The organism is Glutamicibacter sp. V16R2B1, assembly GCF_005774635.1.
GTDB classification, from domain to species: Bacteria; Actinomycetota; Actinomycetes; order Actinomycetales; family Micrococcaceae; genus Glutamicibacter; species Glutamicibacter creatinolyticus.
Map to the genome: position 1 here is coordinate 66,725 of NZ_VATX01000022.1, position 19,041 is coordinate 85,765.

General features: G+C 59.1%; 16 protein-coding genes and 3 tRNA genes. 17 read left to right on the top strand and 2 right to left on the bottom strand.

Annotation, left to right across the window (positions count from 1 at the left end; translation table 11 throughout):
* The first annotated feature begins 54 nt into the window (after window positions 1-54).
* The 4 genes from wecC to metG all read left to right on the top strand — a co-directional run bounded on the left by wecC (window position 55) and on the right by metG (window position 5,236).
* Window positions 55-1,287 (top strand): UDP-N-acetyl-D-mannosamine dehydrogenase, encoded by a 1,233-nt coding sequence (wecC, locus tag FDN03_RS14490; RefSeq protein ID WP_138178294.1) that lies wholly within the window; start codon window positions 55-57, stop codon window positions 1,285-1,287.
* A 30-nt stretch (window positions 1,288-1,317) separates the two neighbouring features.
* Entirely contained in the window at window positions 1,318-2,502 is a 1,185-nt protein-coding gene (wecB, locus tag FDN03_RS14495; RefSeq protein ID WP_138178295.1) for a UDP-N-acetylglucosamine 2-epimerase (non-hydrolyzing), read from the top strand.
* Between the two features lie 109 nt (window positions 2,503-2,611).
* Window positions 2,612-3,628 carry an NYN domain-containing protein gene (locus FDN03_RS14500; RefSeq protein WP_138178297.1) on the top strand — a complete coding sequence of 339 codons (1,017 nt, stop codon included), beginning with the start codon at window positions 2,612-2,614 and terminating at the stop codon, window positions 3,626-3,628.
* 57 nt (window positions 3,629-3,685) lie between these two features.
* Window positions 3,686-5,236, top strand: a complete 1,551-nt coding sequence (gene metG, locus FDN03_RS14505) for a methionine--tRNA ligase (protein ID WP_138178299.1) — start codon at window positions 3,686-3,688, stop codon at window positions 5,234-5,236.
* Window positions 5,237-5,324: 88 nt separating this feature from the next.
* Here the strand turns inward: metG and FDN03_RS14510 are convergent, their stop codons facing one another.
* The gene (locus FDN03_RS14510; protein ID WP_138178301.1) at window positions 5,325-6,014 is read right to left on the bottom strand and encodes a response regulator transcription factor; all 690 of its coding nucleotides are present in this window, start codon (window positions 6,012-6,014) and stop codon (window positions 5,325-5,327) included.
* A gap of 6 nt (window positions 6,015-6,020) precedes the next feature.
* Window positions 6,021-7,160: a sensor histidine kinase gene (locus FDN03_RS14515; protein WP_138178303.1), complete on the bottom strand. Its 1,140-nt coding sequence runs from the start codon at window positions 7,158-7,160 to the stop codon at window positions 6,021-6,023.
* Window positions 7,161-7,382: 222 nt separating this feature from the next.
* On the opposite strand from FDN03_RS14515, the gene FDN03_RS14520 reads away from it, so the two are divergent.
* The 13 genes from FDN03_RS14520 to thiL all read left to right on the top strand — a co-directional run bounded on the left by FDN03_RS14520 (window position 7,383) and on the right by thiL (window position 18,991).
* Entirely contained in the window at window positions 7,383-8,441 is a 1,059-nt protein-coding gene (locus tag FDN03_RS14520; RefSeq protein ID WP_138178305.1) for a 3-isopropylmalate dehydrogenase, read from the top strand.
* Window positions 8,442-8,565: 124 nt separating this feature from the next.
* Entirely contained in the window at window positions 8,566-9,660 is a 1,095-nt protein-coding gene (locus FDN03_RS14525; protein ID WP_138178307.1) for a branched-chain amino acid aminotransferase, read from the top strand.
* Window positions 9,661-9,739: 79 nt separating this feature from the next.
* On the top strand, window positions 9,740-10,846 hold the full coding sequence (gene galE, locus FDN03_RS14530; RefSeq protein WP_138178309.1) for a UDP-glucose 4-epimerase GalE: 1,107 nt from the start codon (window positions 9,740-9,742) through the stop codon (window positions 10,844-10,846).
* A gap of 8 nt (window positions 10,847-10,854) precedes the next feature.
* Window positions 10,855-11,619, top strand: coding sequence for a fumarylacetoacetate hydrolase family protein (locus FDN03_RS14535; RefSeq protein ID WP_138178311.1), 765 nt, complete (start codon window positions 10,855-10,857; stop codon window positions 11,617-11,619).
* 147 nt (window positions 11,620-11,766) lie between these two features.
* The gene (gene gltX / locus FDN03_RS14540) at window positions 11,767-13,272 is read left to right on the top strand and encodes a glutamate--tRNA ligase (RefSeq protein ID WP_138178312.1); all 1,506 of its coding nucleotides are present in this window, start codon (window positions 11,767-11,769) and stop codon (window positions 13,270-13,272) included.
* Between the two features lie 106 nt (window positions 13,273-13,378).
* Entirely contained in the window at window positions 13,379-13,579 is a 201-nt protein-coding gene (locus tag FDN03_RS14545; RefSeq protein ID WP_138178314.1) for a hypothetical protein, read from the top strand.
* Window positions 13,580-13,622: 43 nt separating this feature from the next.
* Window positions 13,623-14,084, top strand: coding sequence for an HAD family hydrolase (locus tag FDN03_RS14550; protein WP_249354607.1), 462 nt, complete (start codon window positions 13,623-13,625; stop codon window positions 14,082-14,084).
* A gap of 69 nt (window positions 14,085-14,153) precedes the next feature.
* Window positions 14,154-14,225 (top strand) — tRNA-Gln (locus FDN03_RS14555).
* Between the two features lie 48 nt (window positions 14,226-14,273).
* A tRNA-Glu gene (locus FDN03_RS14560) sits at window positions 14,274-14,346 on the top strand.
* A 45-nt stretch (window positions 14,347-14,391) separates the two neighbouring features.
* Window positions 14,392-14,464 (top strand) — tRNA-Glu (locus FDN03_RS14565).
* Between the two features lie 3 nt (window positions 14,465-14,467).
* A complete protein-coding gene (locus FDN03_RS14570) occupies window positions 14,468-16,327 on the top strand; it encodes a dynamin family protein (RefSeq protein WP_249354609.1) in 1,860 nt (619 codons plus the stop codon).
* Window positions 16,324-17,967, top strand: coding sequence for a GTPase (locus FDN03_RS14575; protein ID WP_138178318.1), 1,644 nt, complete (start codon window positions 16,324-16,326; stop codon window positions 17,965-17,967). The genes FDN03_RS14570 and FDN03_RS14575 overlap by 4 nt, the downstream gene beginning before the upstream one ends.
* 7 nt (window positions 17,968-17,974) lie before the next feature.
* On the top strand, window positions 17,975-18,991 hold the full coding sequence (gene thiL / locus FDN03_RS14580; protein WP_138178320.1) for a thiamine-phosphate kinase: 1,017 nt from the start codon (window positions 17,975-17,977) through the stop codon (window positions 18,989-18,991).
* The last annotated feature ends 50 nt before the right edge of the window (window positions 18,992-19,041 follow it).

Sequence of the window (19,041 nt, forward strand, 5' to 3'; positions counted from 1 at the left end):
ATTGGATAGCCGTTGCGGCGGCCGTAATCACGCACCTGAGAGAAAGCGACTTTAGTGAACAGCATAAAGGAAGTTGCAGTTATCGGTTTGGGCTACATTGGTTTGCCCACAGCCGCGATCCTGGCATCCAAGGGAATCACGGTAAAAGGCGTCGATGTCTCGACTCGAACCGTTGAAGCTGTCAACAAAGGCGAAGTTCCGTTCGTCGAGCCAGCCCTGGGCGAGTTTGTCGCGGAGGCCGTCTCGCAGGGTACGTTGAGTGCAAGCTTTGAGACTCCTGAAGCCGAAGCCTACATCGTCGCTGTACCCACCCCTTTCAACGAGGACCACTCGGCCGACCTTTCTTACATTGAAGCCGCCGCCGACGGAATCGCCCCGAAGCTCAAGGGTGGGGAGCTGGTCATCCTTGAGTCAACTTCACCTCCAGGCGCGACCGAGCACATGGCCGAGTATCTGCTTTCCAAGCGTCCAGACCTCTCCAAAGACAACCTGCTGATCGCACACTGCCCTGAGCGAGTCCTTCCCGGGTACGTTATGGAAGAGCTGGTCACCAACGATCGCATTGTCGGCGGCATCACTCCGGAAGCTGCAGATAAGGCCCGCGAACTCTACGAAACCTTCTGCGAGGCAGCCATCCTGACCACCGACGCCAAGACGGCCGAAATGGCCAAACTGGTGGAAAACTCCTACCGCGATGTCAATATCGCGTTCGCTAATGAACTTTCCGTCATTTCCGACAAGCTAGGCATCGATGTCTGGGAACTGATCAATCTGGCAAACCGTCACCCGCGCGTCAATATCTTGCGGCCAGGTCCAGGCGTGGGAGGACATTGCATCGCTGTTGACCCATGGTTCATCGTCGCGGCAGCCCCTGAAGAATCTGGCCTCATTAAAATGGCCCGTGATACTAATGACGCAAAGCCGAACTGGGTCATTAACAAGGTGAAGGAGGCCACCAAGGCGGAAGACTTTAACGGCAAGGTGGCCGTTATGGGTCTGGCTTTCAAAGCCAACATCGATGACATGCGAGAATCGCCGGCGATCGCCATCACCCGAAAGTTGGCAGAAGGCAATCCGGACGTTGAGTTTTTAGCTGTTGAACCACACGTGGAAGTGCTGCCAAAGCAGCTGGGCGATATCTCCAACTTGACCATGGTGTCCACCGAGGACGCCCTGCAGGATGCGAGCGTCGTTACGTTGCTGGTCGATCACGACCAGTTCAAGGCTGTTCCCGCGACCGCGCTGGCTGGAAAAGCTGTTGTTGATACGCGCGGCCTGTGGCGCTAAAGCCCCTTAGACGACAAGGTACTCATCCCCATGAAGAAGATCATGCCGATCTACGGCACACGTCCCGAAGCCATCAAGGTAGCCCCAATCGTGAAGGCGCTCAAGGACTCCGAAGGTTTTGAATGTGTCGTGACCGTTACTGGTCAGCACCGTGAGATGCTCGATCAGGTTAATGAGCTGTTCGACATTACCCCCGACTATGACCTTGATGTCATCCAACCTCGCCAGACCCTCAACGGTCTTTTGACCAAAACCATCAGCGGGTTGGATGAGATTTTCGAAAAGGAAAAGCCGGATGCAGTAGTCGTTCAGGGCGACACGACCACCTCCACTGCAGGCGCCATTGCCGCTTTCTACCGCGGCATTCCCGTCGTTCACGCTGAAGCAGGCTTGCGCAGCTACGACATTTTCTCACCATTTCCCGAGGAAGCTAACCGCAAACTCACGAGTCAGATTGCCAGCCTACACCTGGCACCGACCTCGCTGAGCAAGAACAACCTGGTACGAGAGACCTTCCGCGAGAACGATATCGTCATTACTGGTAATACGGTGATTGATGCTCTTCTGACGGTGGTGGAAAAACAAGTTCCGTTTTCTGATCCCACACTTGAGAATCTTGTAAACTCGGGCAAGCGCATTGTTCTGGTGACGACACACCGTCGTGAAAACCAGGGTGAGCCGATGCGCGGAATCGGTCGGGCGCTGGCCCGGCTTTCCGCCGCTGAGCCGGATGTCGAATTTATCCTGCCAATGCACCGCAATCCTGCTGTGCGTGAAGCTCTATTGCCGGAAATTGACGGCCTGTCGAACATCACCCTGACCGAGCCGCTGGCTTATGGTGAGTTCACTCGCATCATCGATGCCGCAACGCTAGTGCTCACCGACTCAGGGGGAGTGCAGGAGGAAGCACCAAGCCTCGGTAAGCCGGTTCTCGTGATGCGTCTGAACACCGAGCGGCCCGAAGCAGTCGCGGCAGGCACCGTAAAGCTGATCGGCACCAACGAGGGGCGTATCTTCGAGTCGGTAACCGAACTCCTGCACAACCAGGATGCCTACGATGAGATGGCCAACGCAGTAAACCCCTATGGTGACGGCAAGGCCTCTGAACGAACCGTTGCAGCAATCGCAGAGTTGCTTGGCGTGGGGATCCGCATGGAGGACTTTGATTCGAAGTTGCCGGATCCGGAAGACCTGATGCGAGCGGCCAGCATTTAGTCCGTTTGCGTGGAATCGAGGCCGAGATTTTACGATCTCGGCCTCGATTCTTTTTGCCTGCCCGAAGGGCCATGCAGGGTTCAACAGTACCGCTTAGTAGGATCGACGTATGATGAACCAATCGGCCATATTTATTGATGCAGGTTTTCTTCTCTCCTTAGGTGGGCACCGCGCTGCGGGTACCACGCTTCGATCGGCGTTTACCATTCATTATGAAGCCCTGATCAAAGGGATAGTCCAGACGGTTAAGAAAAATACCGGCCTGAATAATCTGCGCGTCTACTGGTACGACGCGTCCAAGGACGGGCTGTTCACGGAGCAGCACAAACGCATTGGTTTCATTCCCGGTGTTAAGGTTCGCCTTGGCCGTATCTCCTATAACGGCGAGCAAAAGGGCGTGGATCTGCGTCTGGCGCTGGACCTTGTCGGCGTTGCGCGTCATGGCGCCGCATCCGTTGCATATCTGGTTTCAGGAGACGACGATCTCGCCGAAGCGGTCGAAGAGGCCCAGGACCTTGGTATGAAGGTCGTCCTTTTAGGTGTACGGCGGGACGAGAGCCGGTTGGGAGTGGCCTCAGTCGCGGAGCACCTAGCACTAACTGCAGACGCCATTGAGACAATTCCTGACCAACTGTTGGACAGTTCCTTTACGAAGGTCATTGAGTGGGACGATCATCACGCCTCTGAGTCCGCGACCATCGCGGCCGCCCCCACCGAGATCGCCGCATCAGAACCAAAGCCCGCTGCTGCTCCCACCCCGGCGATTATGGCGCAGAGACTGAAGAACGTCAGCCAGGCGCAAGGGCGGGAGCAGATAGCCGAGTCGGAAGTTATCTACTCCAGCGGCGGTGAAAAGTCGGGTTTCCAGGGCAAAGCTGCGTATGAGCAAGAAGAAATGGCTGTCGCCCAGGAAATTGGTGCCAACGTCGCAAATTCCTGGCTCGCCAGCACGACGCAACTTGAATTGGTGGAGCTTATGGCCGATCGACCCCAGCTGCCCCCCGAGATCGATCGGACGCTGCTAAAGGACTGTGCCCAAGTTATCGGTGAATGGAAAACCGACCAGCAGCAGATCCGTCGCGTCCTGCGCGGAGCATTCTGGAGCTCGCTGGACAAGTACACCTAAGAGTCAGACAGCGACTCTGACTCCTGAACAACCATGCAACTAAGGTAAATTACTAACGTGACTTCGCAGCAGAAACCCTATTACATCACCACCGCAATCTCGTACCCCAATGGCACGCCTCATATTGGTCATGCCTATGAAGTAGTGGCAACCGATGCCATGGCGCGTTTCAAGCGTCTGGATGGATACGACGTCTTCTTCATGACCGGCACCGATGAGCACGGCCAGAAGATGATGCAGACGGCTGAGCGCGAAGGCATCTCGCCCGCTCAACTGGCCCAGCGTAATTCCGATGCCTTCCAGGCGATGAATGATGAGCTGGGAATCAGTTACGACCGATTCATCCGTACCTCCGATGCTGACCATCATGCTGCAGCGCAGGAACTCTGGCGCCGTATGGAAGCCAACGGAGATATCTACCTCGATGCCTATGCGGGCTGGTATTCGGTGCGTGATGAAGCCTTCTACACGGAGGAACAAACCGAACTGCGTGAAGACGGGGTTCGCTACGCCGTTGAAACCGATACCGAGGTCACCTGGACCGAGGAGGAGTCCTACTTCTTCCGCCTCTCCAAGTACCAGGAGAAGCTGCTGAAGCTTTACGCGGAGCAGGAAGAATTCGGTGCTCCCAAGTCTCGCTTCAATGAAGTGATCCGCTTTGTTGAAGGTGGGCTGACTGACCTTTCGATCTCACGCACGACTTTCGACTGGGGCATCCCGGTTCCCGGTAATGACAAGCACGTCATGTACGTCTGGGTGGATGCGCTGACCAACTACTTGACCGGTGCCGGTTTCCCTGATGTCGAGGCCGCTTCATTCAAGAAGTTCTGGCCAGCCGATGTCCATGTCATTGGTAAGGACATTTCTCGCTTCCACGCCATCTACTGGCCTGCTTTTCTGATGTCCGCGAAGCTGGAGTTGCCGAAGCGCATCATGATCCATGGCTTTCTGCACAACAACGGTGTGAAGATGTCAAAGTCACTGGGTAATACCGTCTCCCCGGATGACTTTGTCCAGCAGTACGGGCTCGATCAAGTACGCTACTTCTTCCTACGTGAAGTCCCGTTCGGTGCCGACGGCAGCTACAACCACGAAACGATCGTTGCGAGAATCAACAGCGACCTGGCCAACAACTTCGGAAACCTGGCACAGCGTTCACTGTCCATGGTGGCCAAAAACTGTGGGGGAGCGGTACCGGAACCAGGGGTGTTCAACGATGCTGACCGAGCGGAATTGGAAGCCGCCGCGGCGCTCTTGGACACCACTCGTGACTACTTCGCACGGCAGGAGTTCAGCCGTGCGCTGGAGGCGATCTGGCATGTGTTGGGTGATACCAATGCCTACTTCGCCGAACAAGAACCGTGGAAGCTGAAGAAGACCGACCCGGCCCGCATGGAGACGGTGCTTTACGTGACCCTCGAGGTGGTCCGCCAGGTGGCCATTCTGCTGCAGCCGGTACTGCCCCAAACCATGACGGCCATGCTAGATCTCTTGGCTGTGGGTAGCGGATCTGCCCGCACCTTTGAGAACTTCGACAAGGCGCTCGTTCCGGGGACCGAGTTGCCGGCACCGAGCCCGGTGTTCCCGAGGTACGAAGAGCCCAAGTAAACTCCGCAAGCTAAAGATCCAGCCCTGGCACATGTGCCAGGGCTGGATCTTTAGGGACTGCGATTTACATAGCCACGAGCCACGACCGTCAGGGAGTGGCCACGCCGGTTTGGTAGGCGATGACGACAGCTTGAACCCGATCACGCGCTCCGAGCTTAGAGAGAATATGTCCTACATGCGTCTTCACGGTCGCTTCAGATAGGAAGAGATCTTGCGCGATTTCAGGATTCGATCGTCCGGCGGCGATCATTTCGAAGACTTCGCGCTCCCGTCGGGTTAAGGAATCAACGAGAGCCTGCAGGTTGGCATTGGGCTGCGCATTGCGTTTCAGAATCGGCGCCATGTGGTTTAGCAAGCGTCGGGTGGTGGACGGCGCGATCACGGCATCGCCTCGATTCACAGTTCGAATGGACTCCAGAAGTTCCTCCGGAGGGGCATCTTTGAGCAGGAACCCACTGGCGCCGGCCTGAATGGCATTGAGTGCGTACTCGTCCATATCGAAAGTCGTCAGCACGATGACTTTCGGAGCTGCTCCCGGGTACTTTTCTCCGTGGAGAAGGTGTTCTGTGGTCTCAATGCCGTCCATCTCCGGCATTCGTACATCCATGAGGATCACATCAGCGGTAGGCAACAGCGTCGACGCCAACGCCTCCCGGCCGTTGGCGGCCTCCGCCATCACTTCCATGTCGTCTTGGGAGTTGATCAGCATTCGAAAGCCGCTACGCACCAGCAGCTGGTCATCAACCAATGCGACTTTGATTTGCTCTGTATCGCCCACGTGTTTTTAGTCCTCCGAGTAAGGGATGAAAACTGAGACCTTGAAACCTCCACCCGGTTTCGGGCCAGCCGCGCATTCCCCATCGTATAGGGCAACTCGCTCGGCCATGCCTCGTAACCCCTGTCCGGTACCTTCACTGGATAGGGCTCCGGCACCTCGTCCATCATCTTCAACGCTGATATCCAGGCCTCGTGTTCCCCAGGAGAGGGAAACTTCGGCGCTCGCGCTGGCGCCAGCGTGCTTGACTACGTTCGTCAGAGCCTCCTGCACACAGCGATACCCGGTGAGCTCTGCGCCAGCGGGAAGGGAGCGTCGCGGCGTTCCCTGCAACGCCAAATGCACTTCCAAGCCCGTGCGCCTGACGGTGCCAACCAGGTCAGGGATATCTGCCAGCGTGGGCAGTGGCCGGTTGTCTGCTCCGTGGCCCGTTCGGAGTACTCCGAGCAGACGCCGCATCTCCCGCAACGACGAACGCCCCGTGTCGGCGACGGTTTTCAACGTGTCGATGGCGACCTGCGGATCCTTCGCGGCGGCATAACGTGCGCCATCGGCCTGAGTGATGATGACCGACAGTGAGTGGGCCACGATGTCATGCATTTCACGCGCAATATGGTTTCGTTCATCGGAGGCCGCCAAGTCACGTTCGTACTGGCGTTCCAGTTCCAGCCGCTTGGCGTGGTCGCGCAGGGCATCCATTGTCAGTCTGCGTGTCCTTGCCAAGTCACCAAACGTCCAGGAGACCAGGACAATCAAGGAGAGCCCCACGAAGGATACGAAGGTGTCAAAGGAGAGGGGCTGAGCATAGGGCAGATTGGAGAACATCCGCACAGTTGCTGCCAGCGCGCCGAAGATCCCTATGCCCAGAGTGGTCAGTGACTGCCAGCGCTTGCCGTATTTGGCCATGGTGTAGACGAGGATTGGCACTGAAAATTGCGAGGGCAAAAAGTAGTTGCCGTGCAACAGCTGCAAAAGGTGGCCGATAACGACAAGTACGGTGGCTGGCCAGGGAAAACGTCGTCTGACAATCAGCGGCGCCGACTGTAGGAACGCAATCAGAACAACAACGGATGTTCCCACTCCGTAGACCAGGCCGAAGCTGCCGACTAGGCAGAAGAGTGTGTAGAAGGACCCGGCAATGGCATCCATGCGATACGGGTTGTCCCGCACCCACTGATCGATGCGCCGGTGAAGACTTAAGAGTTCCAAGAAAAGGTGCCCACTCGTGATTTTCCTACTGTTCCTCTCAGGGTACTGAACAGAAGCAGAGCAGACCTCATGCCAAGGGTTGAAAATAAGAGGAGAATACAGCTGAGTTCATATGATGAGATAACTTCTCACATGTTGGATTCCTCCGGTTAGGATCTAAACATGGGAAACGTATTGAAGATTGCAGTCATACCCGGGGACGGCATAGGGCCCGAGGTTGTCGCCGAAGCCGTTAAGGTTCTGAAAGTTGCCACCAGCGCCAGCGCCACACAGGTCGAACTCACGGATTACGCACTGGGAGCCGAGCACTGGCTGGCCACGGGGGAAAGCCTGAGCATAGAAACCCTGGAGTCAATCAAGAAGCACGACGCCATCCTCTTCGGAGCCGTCGGTGCCGCGCCGGGGGATACCCGCATCCCTTCCGGGCTTATTGAACGTGAACTGCTGCTCAAGCTGCGCTTTTCCCTCGATCACTTTGTGAACTTGCGGCCAGCCAAGCTGTACCCGGGAATTGAGAGCCCTCTGGCCAACCCTGGCGACATCGACTTCATCGTGGTGCGGGAAGGCACCGAGGGACCATATGTCGGCAACGGGGGATCGGTACGAACGAATACGGCCCACGAAATCGCCACCGAAGTCTCGGTCAACACCGCCTATGGCGTGGAGCGCGTGGTGCGTGATGCCTTCACCCGAGCTGCGGCACGCCCTCGCAAGCACGTAACGCTGGTGCATAAGCACAATGTCCTCGTACATGCCGGACATTTATGGCGTCGTACGGTCGAGGCCGTGGCAGCGGACTTCCCGGAGGTGACCCACGATTATCTGCACGTGGATGCCGCCACCATCTTCCTGACCACCGACCCTTCCCGGTTCGATGTCATTGTCACCGACAATCTTTTCGGCGACATCCTTACCGATCAGGCCGGTGCCATCACCGGGGGCATTGGCTTGGCCGCCAGCGGCAACATCAACATGGACCGGACCTATCCGTCCATGTTCGAGCCGGTGCATGGCTCTGCGCCGGATATCGCCGGGCAGCAGAAAGCCGATCCCACGGCAGCGATCCTGTCCGTGTCGTTGATGCTTGACCACCTGGGATTATCCAAGGAAGCCGCCGCGGTTGAGCAGGCTGTCGAAAAAGAGATCACCTCACGGCAGGAATTGACCGATCAGCGCACCACGGCCGAAATCGGCGATGCAATTGTGTCACTGCTGGCATAAGCTACACATAGAAGCCCAGCTGGCGAAGTGAATCTTCCCTGATGGGCGCAACCACGAACGGGTGTTCCGCTTTAGGCGTGGGCACCCGTTTTTCGTCACCGAATTAAGGAAGTCCTAGGTCGATATGGAATTCACCGAACATCTCTCAACGAATCGCGCCACCGACGAAGAGCGCGCCCGCATCTTGGCGAACCCGGGTTTCGGTGACTTCTTTACGGATCACACCGCCGTGATTGACTGGACCTCCAACGAAAATGGCGAGGGCGGCAACTGGCATGATGCACGAATTGAACCCTACGGGCCCATTGCCCTGGATCCGGCCGCCTCGGTGCTGCATTATGGGCAGGAAATTTTCGAAGGCCTGAAGGCCTACCGCCATGCAGATGGCACCGTCTGGACCTTCCGGCCCGACAAGAACGCCGCGCGTCTCAACCGCTCCGCGGCCCGTCTGGCCCTTCCGCAGCTCGACGAGGAGCTGTTTGTGGAGTCCCTGCGCAGGCTCGTGAAGGCAGATGTTCAGTGGGTTCCTTCCGAAGAAGGCGAGTCGCTGTACATTCGCCCGTTCATGATCGCCACCGAGGCCTTCCTTGGGGTGCGGGCAGCACGCGAAGTGTCCTACCGCGTGATCTGCTCGCCAGCCGGAAACTACTTCGGCGGCGAGCTGAAGCCGGTGTCCATCTGGGTCTCCACCAAGTACGCCCGCGCCGGTCGCGGCGGCACCGGCAATGCCAAGTGCGGCGGCAACTACGCTGCCTCCCTGGTCGCCCAGATGGAAGCCGAGGCCAACGGATGCAAGCAGGTACTCTTCCTGGATCCGTTTAACAACAATGCCGTCGAAGAGCTTGGCGGAATGAACGTGTTCTTTGTCATGAAGGATGGAACGCTGGTCACCCCGGCTCTCACCGGAACCATTTTGGAGGGCGTAACCCGTGAATCGGTGCTGCAGCTCGCCAAGGACCGCGGGATGAAGGTCGAGGAACGAACCATCACCCTGGATGAATGGCGTGAAGGAGTCAACAGTGGTGACATCAGCGAAGTCTTCGCCTGCGGAACCGCGGCCGTGATCACCCCGATCGGTGTTCTGAAGAATGGGGACGAGATCATTGGGGACCCCCAGGCCGCTGCCGGGGAAGTCACCATGGCCATTCGTGAGGAACTGCTTGGCATCCAGCTGGGAACGGTGGAAGACCGTCACGGCTGGTTGGAGCAGCTGGCCTAACGAGCAAGCAATATCGATAGAATGGCTCGGGCTTTTCCTTGAAGTCCGAGCCATTCGCCCGCGAAGCTAAAGGAATACGATGCGCGTACTTGTCACCGGTGGAGCTGGGTACATCGGCTCCCACACCGTTCTGTTGTTGCTCGAGGAAGGGCACGAGGTGTTCGTTGTCGACAACTTCAGCAATTCCTCGCCTGAATCGTTGCGTCGTGTCTCTGCCCTCACCGGTCGGGCTCCTCGCTTCTTCAACGTTGATTTGCTGGACGCTGATCGCCTAAACGAGGTTGTCATTGAAGCAGCTCCCGATGCAGTAATACATTTTGCCGGACTGAAGGCCGTCGGTGAGTCGGTCTCAAAGCCACTGATGTACTATCGCAACAACGTCACCGGCACCTTGAATCTGTTGGACGCCATGGAACTTTCCGGATGCCGTCAGCTGGTCTTCAGTTCGTCGGCCACGGTGTACGGCGAGTCGACGGAGCTTCCCCTGGTGGAGTCCACCCCGCGCAGCGCCACCAACCCGTATGGGCGCACCAAGCTTCACATCGAGGAGATGCTTGAAGAGCTTGCGGCGGCAGATGAGCGTTGGTCCATTGCCGCCCTGCGCTACTTCAACCCGGTAGGCGCCCACGAGTCGGGTCGTATCGGGGAAGATCCCCAGGGAATCCCGAACAACCTCATGCCCTACGTGGCACAGGTAGCGATCGGGCGCCGTGAGCAGGTCAACGTCTTCGGCGGTGACTATCCAACGGTGGACGGTACCGGCGTGCGCGACTACATCCACGTCGTCGACCTGGCGTCCGGACACCTGGCCGCCCTGGACTATCTTTCAGACCGCACCGGATCTTTTGTTTGGAACTTGGGGACGGGTGAAGGCTCCAGCGTGCTGGAGGTGATCGAGGCCTTTGGGCGGGCAGCGGAGAAAGACATTCCCTATCAAATCGTTGAGCGTCGGCCCGGGGATGTCGCCGAAAACTATGCTGATCCAGTTAAGGCGCGGCTCGAGCTGGGCTGGAAATCCGAGCGTGGATTGGAGCAGATGGTCCGCGACATGTGGCGCTGGCAGGAGAACAATCCCACCGGTTTCCCGGAAGAAGACTCTTCGGCTACCGATGAGCAGCTTAATAACGAGCTGCTTCAGGCGGCGCGACGCGCCTCAGATCCCAAGAACGCCAAAGAAAGTAACTAGGTAAAGCAATGCGCATTGCACGATTCGTAGTAGACGCTGACCCTCTGTACGGCGTGGTCGAAGAGCAAAAAGTCCACACGCTGGCGGGGGACCCCTTCTTTCAAGGGATCAAACCGACCGGACAAAGCCACGAGCTCGAGGATGTCCGCCTGGTGGCCCCCATCATTCCTCGCTCAAAGGTGGTGGCCTTCGGACGCACTTATCGCAAACACGCTGAAGAGCTGGGCAATGAGGTACCCCCGGAGCCGATCATGTTCCTCAAGCCCAACACCTCCGTGGTGGGACACAACGAACCGGTCACGCTTCCTTCGTTTTCCGACGAAGTCTCCTTCGAGGGGGAGTTGGCCGTGGTGATCGGACGCATTTGCAAAGACGTTCCCGTGGAAAAAGTGCCCGAAGTCATCTTCGGCTACACGGCGGCCAACGATCTGACCGCCCGGGATGCCCAGCGCAGCGACCTGCAGTGGGCTCGCGCCAAGGGCTTTGATGGTTCATGCCCCCTGGGCCCATGGATCGAGACCGAGCTGGATAATCCCGACGACATTGGGATTGTCACCAGGGTCAATGGCGAGGTGAAGCAGGACGGCTCCACGAGCGAACTGATTTGGTCTGTTCACGAGCTTGTTGCCCGAGCTTCTGAAGCCTTCACGCTGTTGCCGGGTGATGTGATATTGACTGGCACCCCGGCAGGCGTGGGCGAGGTGCGTGAAGGGGACCGCGTCGAGGTAGAGGTCGAAGAAATCGGTAGTCTTGGCAACATTTTCCGGCGCTGAGAATTGAAACTGTCTTCGCTTTACCGCGGTTAGTAAAGAGTTTGAGCAGGACCTCTAGGTTGGATAACTAGAGGTCCTGCTTCTCTTTGCGGTCTTTCTAGCGCTGAATGGAGCGGCCGCCAGAAGTGGGCATAGAATGAAGTCATCATGATTGATCTATCGCTGATTCCCGCAGTAACCGATGACACTCCCGTCCGGGTTCGCTTTTGCCCCTCGCCAACTGGCACTCCGCACGTAGGCTTGATCCGCACCGCGTTGTTCAACTGGGCCTACGCCCGGCACACCGGTGGCAAGATGATCTTCCGTGTCGAAGACACCGACGCCAACCGCGACTCCGAAGAAAGCTACAACCAGCTGCTGGACGCGCTGGACTGGATGGGCATCGACTGGGATGAAGGGGTGAACGTCGGTGGCCCGCACGAGCCGTACCGTCAGTCCCAGCGTAGCGACATCTACCAGGACGTCATTGCCAAGTTGCGTGCTGCCGGTCATCTGTACGAGTCCTACTCCACCCCGGAGGAGATTGAGGCCCGCCACCGAGCCGCCGGCCGTGACCCCAAGCTCGGCTACGACAACTTTGACCGCGAGCTGACCGATGAGCAGGTTGCCGCGTTCAAGGCAGAAGGCCGCGAGCCGGTGTTGCGCGTTCGCATGCCCGACACCGACCTGAGCTTCACTGACCTGGTCCGCGGGGAAATCACCTTCAAGGCTGGTTCGGTCCCGGACTTCGTGGTGGTGCGCGCCAATGGGAAGCCGCTCTACACCCTGGTGAACCCGGTGGACGACGCCCTGATGGGGATCACCCACGTCTTGCGTGGCGAGGATATCCTTTCATCCACCCCGCGCCAGATCGCCCTCTACGCGTTGCTGCATGACATTGGCGTAGCCAAGTACATGCCGCGCTTCGGTCACCTGCCCTACGTCATGGGCCAGGGCAACAAGAAGCTGTCCAAGCGTGATCCGGAATCCAGCCTCTTCCTGCACCGGGAACGCGGCTTTATCCCCGAGGGGCTGCTGAACTACCTGGCACTGCTGGGCTGGTCGCTGAGCGCGGATGAAGACATCTTCACCCGGGAGCAGCTGATTGAGGCCTTTGACGTGAAGGACGTGCTCTCCAACCCGGCACGCTTCGACCAGAAGAAGGCCGAAGCCATCAATGGCACCCACGTGCGCATGCTGGAGCCGCAGGACTTCAGGGACCGGCTTGTTCCCTACCTGCAGGCCGCGGGCCTGGTCGGTGAGGAACTGAGCGAGCGGGAGGCACAGATCCTGGATGCTGCAGCACCACTGGTCCAGGAGCGCGTGGGCCTGCTGGGAGAAGCGGCCGACATAATGGCCTTCCTCTTCCTGGCCGACGAGCAGATCACCGTGGATGAGAAGGCATTGAAGGGCATGCCGGCCAATCTCGGCGAGGTTGTCCAGGCCTCCATCCAGGCACTGGAGCCGCTCACCGAGTGGAGTGCAGCGGCCATCCAGGAAGCCCTGCGGGCAAAGCTCGTCGAGGAGATGGAGCTGAAGCCGCGTCACGCCTTCGGTCCGGCCCGCGTGGCGGTCTCCGGCAAGAAGGTCTCACCGCCGCTGTTCGAGTCCATGGAGATCCTGGGCAGGGAATCAAGCCTCAATCGGCTTCGGGCCTTTGGTGAAGGCCGCTAGAATCGGTTATCGCCACTGTGACTGAAACAGCTGACGCCCTCGACACTCCCGTTCTTTCGGGAGTCGTCGGGGGCGTTTTTTTGATATTGACGATACACTCGTCGATTTGCGCAGTGCTGTGGTCGACGGGTTCCTGGCAATGGTCTACGACGATTTCTCCGTCGTGAACTATGCGCTGCGGTTACAAGCTGCAGCGGACTTCGCCGATGATGGAGCCCACGCCTATCGGCGCTACATGGCTGGCGAACTGAACAACGTACTCTGCGCATTCAGAGGGCGTATGGCCTCGCCTCAGTTTCGGCGCTAATTGCCTTGGCGCTGACAGGCTAAGTGCAAAGGTACGAATCCCGGTGCGAAGCGCCTGGAAGCCTTCTCAGACGTTCAAGAGCACCTTGAGACGCTTTCCTCTAGGGATCCCGTTCGGTGCCGTGAGCAACAACGTTGAGGCGTATCAGCGTGAGAAGCTGAGGCTTGCTGGACTGGGCATGTTCGAAGTGGCTATCGGTTCGGATACCGCCGGTGCCCCGAAGCCTGATGCAGCTCCCTTCCTGGCCGGTTGTGAGCAATTGGGAACCGATCCGGGCAGGACCCTTTACGTGGGCGAAAACGCCATAAACGATGTGGTGGGGGCAAGGAATGCCGGACTGTCGGCAGTCTTGCCGGATCGTGGGGCACGTCACAAGAATTCCGAATCGGCGCGGGTGGAAAATCTGGCCGGGCTAACCCCTGAAATCGGCGAGAATTCAAGGGATTTGGCGGCTCGGGCAGCGGGGGCACCCTCGATTTGTTTCTTCCCGAAAACGCCGGTATAGTTATATCTCGTGCTGAGGCGAACAGGAAAGTTCGAAACGCTGAGCTTTCCGAAAAGCCGCAGGTCACAATGGGATATGGTGTAATTGGCAACACAACGGTTTCTGGTTCCGTCATTCTAGGTTCGAGTCCTGGTATCCCAGCGCTTCACCAAATTTATTTGGTGAGCTAAGAAGAAGTTCTTAGCGTGCGGCCCCATCGTATAGCGGCCTAGTACGCCGCCCTCTCACGGCGGTAACGCGGGTTCGAATCCCGCTGGGGTCACAAGTTTTTCTTCATCTTAGGTTCCCCGAGTCATCGGGGTTTTGCGGCCCCATCGTATAGCGGCCTAGTACGCCGCCCTCTCACGGCGGTAACGCGGGTTCGAATCCCGCTGGGGTCACGCATGAACAAAAGCCACGGGAAACCGTGGCTTTTGTTGTACCCGCTGCGTGTGCCTTCTTGCCCTGACTTCACTTTCGGGCAAGATGGGCATATGGATCCGATATCTTCCACTGGCCCGAACCCAGAGCCGCAGCCGAACAGCACTGAAGGACAAGCCAGTGCGCTGGAGCGGACTTTGGTGGGGCTGGAGGACATCCTGGCTCGGCTGATGTTCGTGCACGGCTATCGGTGGGGAACCGGGGATCCCGGGGAACTTAAAACCACGATCAGGAACCAGATCGGTGATTATCTCCTGCCTCGGGCCCGCAATGCCCACGCGCCACTGCTGACCGTGGTCGGTGGTTCCACCGGGGCTGGCAAGTCGACTCTGGTCAATTCACTGCTTCAACATGTGGTTACCCGTACCGGGGCCGTGCGTCCCACGACCCGCACGCCTGTGCTGGTGCATCACCCAGATGACCACCAGTGGTTCACCGGCTCAAGAATCCTGCCCTCCCTGACCCGGCTGACCGGCAGTGGGTACCAGGACGCCTCAAGTCTGCAGCGTTCAGATGCACTGCTCTTATTGGCCGACCAACGGATTCCATCGGGGCTGGCGCTACTGGATGCTCCCGACATTGATTCCATTGCGGATGAGAATCGTGAACTGGCCGGCCAGCTGTTGAACGCGGCGGACCTCTGGATCTTTGTCACCACCGCGAACCGCTACGCGGACGCCGTCCCCTGGCAGCTGCTGCAATCCGCGGGGCGCCGCTCGGTGACGGTTTCGGTGATCCTGAACCGGGTTCCGCATGGTGCGGAGTCTCAAATTGTGCCTGAGCTGGCAGCCCTGCTGGAGGCCCACGGGATTGACCCGGAGCTGTTGCAGGTGATCCATGAAGCGGAGCTGAGCGAAGAGGGGCTGATTCCTTACGGAGAAGTCCAGCAGCTTGGAGCTTGGCTGCAGTCCTTGGCCGCCGATGCGGCCGAGCGCCGGAGGGTAGCGGCCCAAACCCTACGCGGTGCCTTGGAGCAGTTGGCGGAGGACCTCGACACCCTGGTGGCCGCAGCCCATGAGCAGGATAGGGAAGTAGGAGCGCTTCAGGAGTATGTCGGGGAACGCTTTGCCTTGGCCCTGGAGCGAACCCAGGACTCGCTGCACGATGGTTCCCTGTTGCGTGGCGAAATCCTGGCCAGATGGCAGGACTTTGCCGGTGCGGGGGAGCTGATGCGTGGTCTTGAGGGGACCGTGGGCCGGGTCCGAGATCGTGTTACCGGTTTCTTTACGGGAAGACCACCCACCCCCAAGAAGGTGGAGAGCGCTATTGAGACCGGACTCCACCTGGTGCTGGTCAATGAAATCACCAAGGCATGCCAGGACGTGGACCGGCGGTGGGTTGACTCCGCACTGGGCACCGAACTGCTGCTGGATATTGACTCTCCCCGTCCGTCGGCGGATCTTCCCGAGGATGCTGCGCAAACGATCCGGGACTGGCAGCGGGATGTGCTGGATATGATCCGCAAGGAAGGGGCAGGCAAGCGCAAGACCGCGCGTATCGCCGCCTTCGGGGTCAACGGGCTGGCGGTAGCGCTCATGGTGCTGGTCTTCGCCTCCACCGCCGGCCTGACCGGGCTGGAAGTGGGAATCGCCGGCGGTTCTGCAGTCGTTGGGCAAAAGCTGCTGGAGGCGATCTTCGGCGAAGACGCTGTGCGCCGCATGTCACAGCGGGCGAGCGTCCTGCTCCAGGAACATTGCCGTGCCCTGATAGAACGTTACGAGGGGAACTACACCCGTGCCACGGAGCATGTCCTAGAGCAAAGTGTTGCCAGTGAGCTTGCCAAACAAATCGGCGTGCTGGGGCGGGACGGAGGAAATTCTTGAGCGAGCGCAAACGGCAGCGAGCCGCATCAAATCTGACCGAGCAGATCAATGCTTTGAACCAGGCGCTGGAACTCGGTGGCGACTTTATGGATCTAAGCCAGTACGAGAAGACCCAGGCGGTGCTGGACAAGGCAGCGGCACGGCGGGAACTGTCGGCTGAGCACACCGTCATCGGGCTCTTCGGGGCCACGGGCAGCGGCAAGTCCAGCTTGTTCAATGCCCTGGTTGGGCAGGATATCGCGTTGACCGGCGTGGTGCGTCCCACCACCCGCGCCGCGGTGGCCGCCGTATGGAAGCCGGAGAACGCGGCGGAACTGCTCGATTGGCTGCAAGTTCCAGAACGCCACAGCATGAGTGAACCGCTGCAGGGAGCGGCCTCCAGCCGCAAGGCGGCGCACACCAGCGGATTACTGCTGTTGGATTTGCCGGACATGGATTCCACCTCCGTTGAACATCACCAGATCGCCGCACGACTTGCCGGGCAGGTGGACTTTCTCATTTGGGTGCTGGATCCGCAAAAGTACGCTGATGCCAGCATCCACCACGGCTATTTGTCCAGCCTGGGCGCCCAAGCAGGCAACCTGATGGTGGTGCTGAACCAAATCGACACCCTCTCACCAGCCGACCGGGAGGACGTCCTGGCCTCACTGAAGAACCTGCTGAAGGACCAGGGGCTGAAGGACGTGCCAGTCGTGGTGGCTTCAACATTGACCGGGGAAGGCGTAGAGGAAGTGCGAAGCCAGATTGTCACCGTCATGCGACGGCATGAACTGGCAACGCAGCGGATTCGCAACGATGTTGACGCCATTGCCCGGCAGTTGGAGGAGGAGCTTCCCGCTTCCCGGGTTTCCCTACCGGGAAAATCATCTCAACAACAGCTGGAGCGAAGCGTGGCTGCGGCCCACGGAACCGAGAGAATCGCTGACGCGGTGGGCACGTCCTACCGCTGGCGGGCCGCCAAGAGTACTGGCTGGCCGTTGACGTCCTGGCTCACCCGTCTGCGAAACGACCCGTTGCAGCGAATGAATCTGGGCCGAAACGAGAAACCCAGCGACCTGTCCCTGACCTCGCGGCCAGAACTCTCCGCGGGGGAGGTGGCCGCGGTTGACCGGGCAGTAGATGGCTATGTTCACCAGGCCACCGAGCCAATGCCGCCAAGCTGGCGCCAACCGTTGCTGGATGACATGTCGAAGGCCGGAGAACGGATGGAAGGGCCAATCGACCTGGCGATTGCCTCGACACCGCTGGGAGTGGAAAAAGGTTCCTGGTGGTGGCCGCTGATCAAAATCCTGCAATGGGTAAGCGTTGTGCTCGCCGCTGCAGGTGCCCTGTGGCTCGGCGCGCTGGCTGCCGCCCAGTTCATGCAGTTCTCCTTGCCCGAACCACCACGAATTGAGGGAATTGCGATTCCCACCCTGCTGCTGCTCGGCGGTATCCTAGTAGGTATTGTGCTTGGCCTTGGCGGCTCGATTTTCAATCGGCTACTCGCTAGGATCAAGCGCAAGAAAGCCTTGGGGAACTTGAACAAGTCAGTAGCGCAGGTCGTGCGGCAGGAAGTCGTGGATCCAACAGGGGAACACGTGGATCGATACAACAGCTTCGCCGGAATGATTCGCCAAGCAGCAAAGAGAGTGCAATAGGTTTAGAGTGACTGATCACGTACAGACTTCCGAACGCACCGTGGCAAACATCGGCGAAAGCGGAATTCTTCAAGTCATCCTCCCCATCTTCAAATCCCAGGGTGTCGTGCTCGGCCCCGGGGATGACGCCGGCGTCTTGCAGATCGGCACCGGTGAAGTCCTGGTGACCGTGGACACCATCGTCGAGGACCAGGATTTTCGGCTGAAATGGCCCAGTGGCGCGGTGCATGAGGCCTTTGACATTGGATGGAAGTCTGCCGCCCAGAATCTCTCCGACATCAATGCCATGGGTGGCCAACCCACCGGCGTGGTCATCTCCCTATCGCTGCCCGGCAAGACGAGCATCGGATGGGTTGAGGATTTCGCCCGCGGGTTCGCCCAGGCGCTGCATGAGCTGAGCGAACACCCGATCGCCGTACTCGGTGGAGACCTGGGGCTGTCCAAGGAAATCTCCGTCACCACCACCGCGCTCGGAGAGACCAGCAAGGGACGGGTGCTGCGCAGCGGAGCGAAGCCGGGGGACCTCGTGGCGGTGGCTGGCCGAGTTGGTATGGCCTCGGCTGGCCTGGCGCTGCTGGACAAACCCGATTCCGAGCACTCGTGGAGCCGTGCTCTGCGCCGCGTGGTGCAGGGCCAATGCCGCCCGGTGCCACCGCTGGAATCCGGTCCGCGGGCTGCCGAAGCCGGCGCCACCGCGATGCTTGACCTTTCCGACGGCCTGATGATTGATGCCCAGCGTCTGGCAACCGCCAGCGAGGTGACACTGGCATTGGATTCCCAGCCACTGGGCGACTTTGCCCGCCGGCTGCAGCCGGCGGCTGACTTCCTGGGTGAGGAAGCCATGCACTGGGTTTTGTATGGGGGAGAGGACTTCGGATTGCTGGCGACCTTCCCCAAGGATGCCACCATTCCAGAGGAATTCAGCATCATCGGAGAGGTCGCAACGGAGGGCAGCAAGGGGACCGCCATCACCATTGATGGTGAGCAAATGTCGACCAGCGAAGGGTTTGACCACTTTTCCTGACCGGTCACAGCGCCAGGTATCACCGCTGGCTTGCCCCGAATGCTGCTGCC

What these genes read in the sequence shown, in the direction of transcription:
- wecB (WP_138178295.1), top strand. Translation starts at nt 1,318, where the DNA reads ATGAAGAAGATCATGCCGATCTACGGCACACGTCCCGAAGCCATCAAG.
- gltX (WP_138178312.1), top strand. Translation starts at nt 11,767, where the DNA reads ATGATTGATCTATCGCTGATTCCCGCAGTAACCGATGACACTCCCGTC.
- galE (WP_138178309.1), top strand. Translation starts at nt 9,740, where the DNA reads ATGCGCGTACTTGTCACCGGTGGAGCTGGGTACATCGGCTCCCACACC.
- FDN03_RS14520 (WP_138178305.1), top strand. Translation starts at nt 7,383, where the DNA reads ATGGGAAACGTATTGAAGATTGCAGTCATACCCGGGGACGGCATAGGG.
- FDN03_RS14570 (WP_249354609.1), top strand. Translation starts at nt 14,468, where the DNA reads ATGAACAAAAGCCACGGGAAACCGTGGCTTTTGTTGTACCCGCTGCGT.
- FDN03_RS14515 (WP_138178303.1), bottom strand. Translation starts at nt 7,160, where the DNA reads ATGGATGCCATTGCCGGGTCCTTCTACACACTCTTCTGCCTAGTCGGC.
- FDN03_RS14535 (WP_138178311.1), top strand. Translation starts at nt 10,855, where the DNA reads ATGCGCATTGCACGATTCGTAGTAGACGCTGACCCTCTGTACGGCGTG.
- FDN03_RS14525 (WP_138178307.1), top strand. Translation starts at nt 8,566, where the DNA reads ATGGAATTCACCGAACATCTCTCAACGAATCGCGCCACCGACGAAGAG.
- FDN03_RS14500 (WP_138178297.1), top strand. Translation starts at nt 2,612, where the DNA reads ATGATGAACCAATCGGCCATATTTATTGATGCAGGTTTTCTTCTCTCC.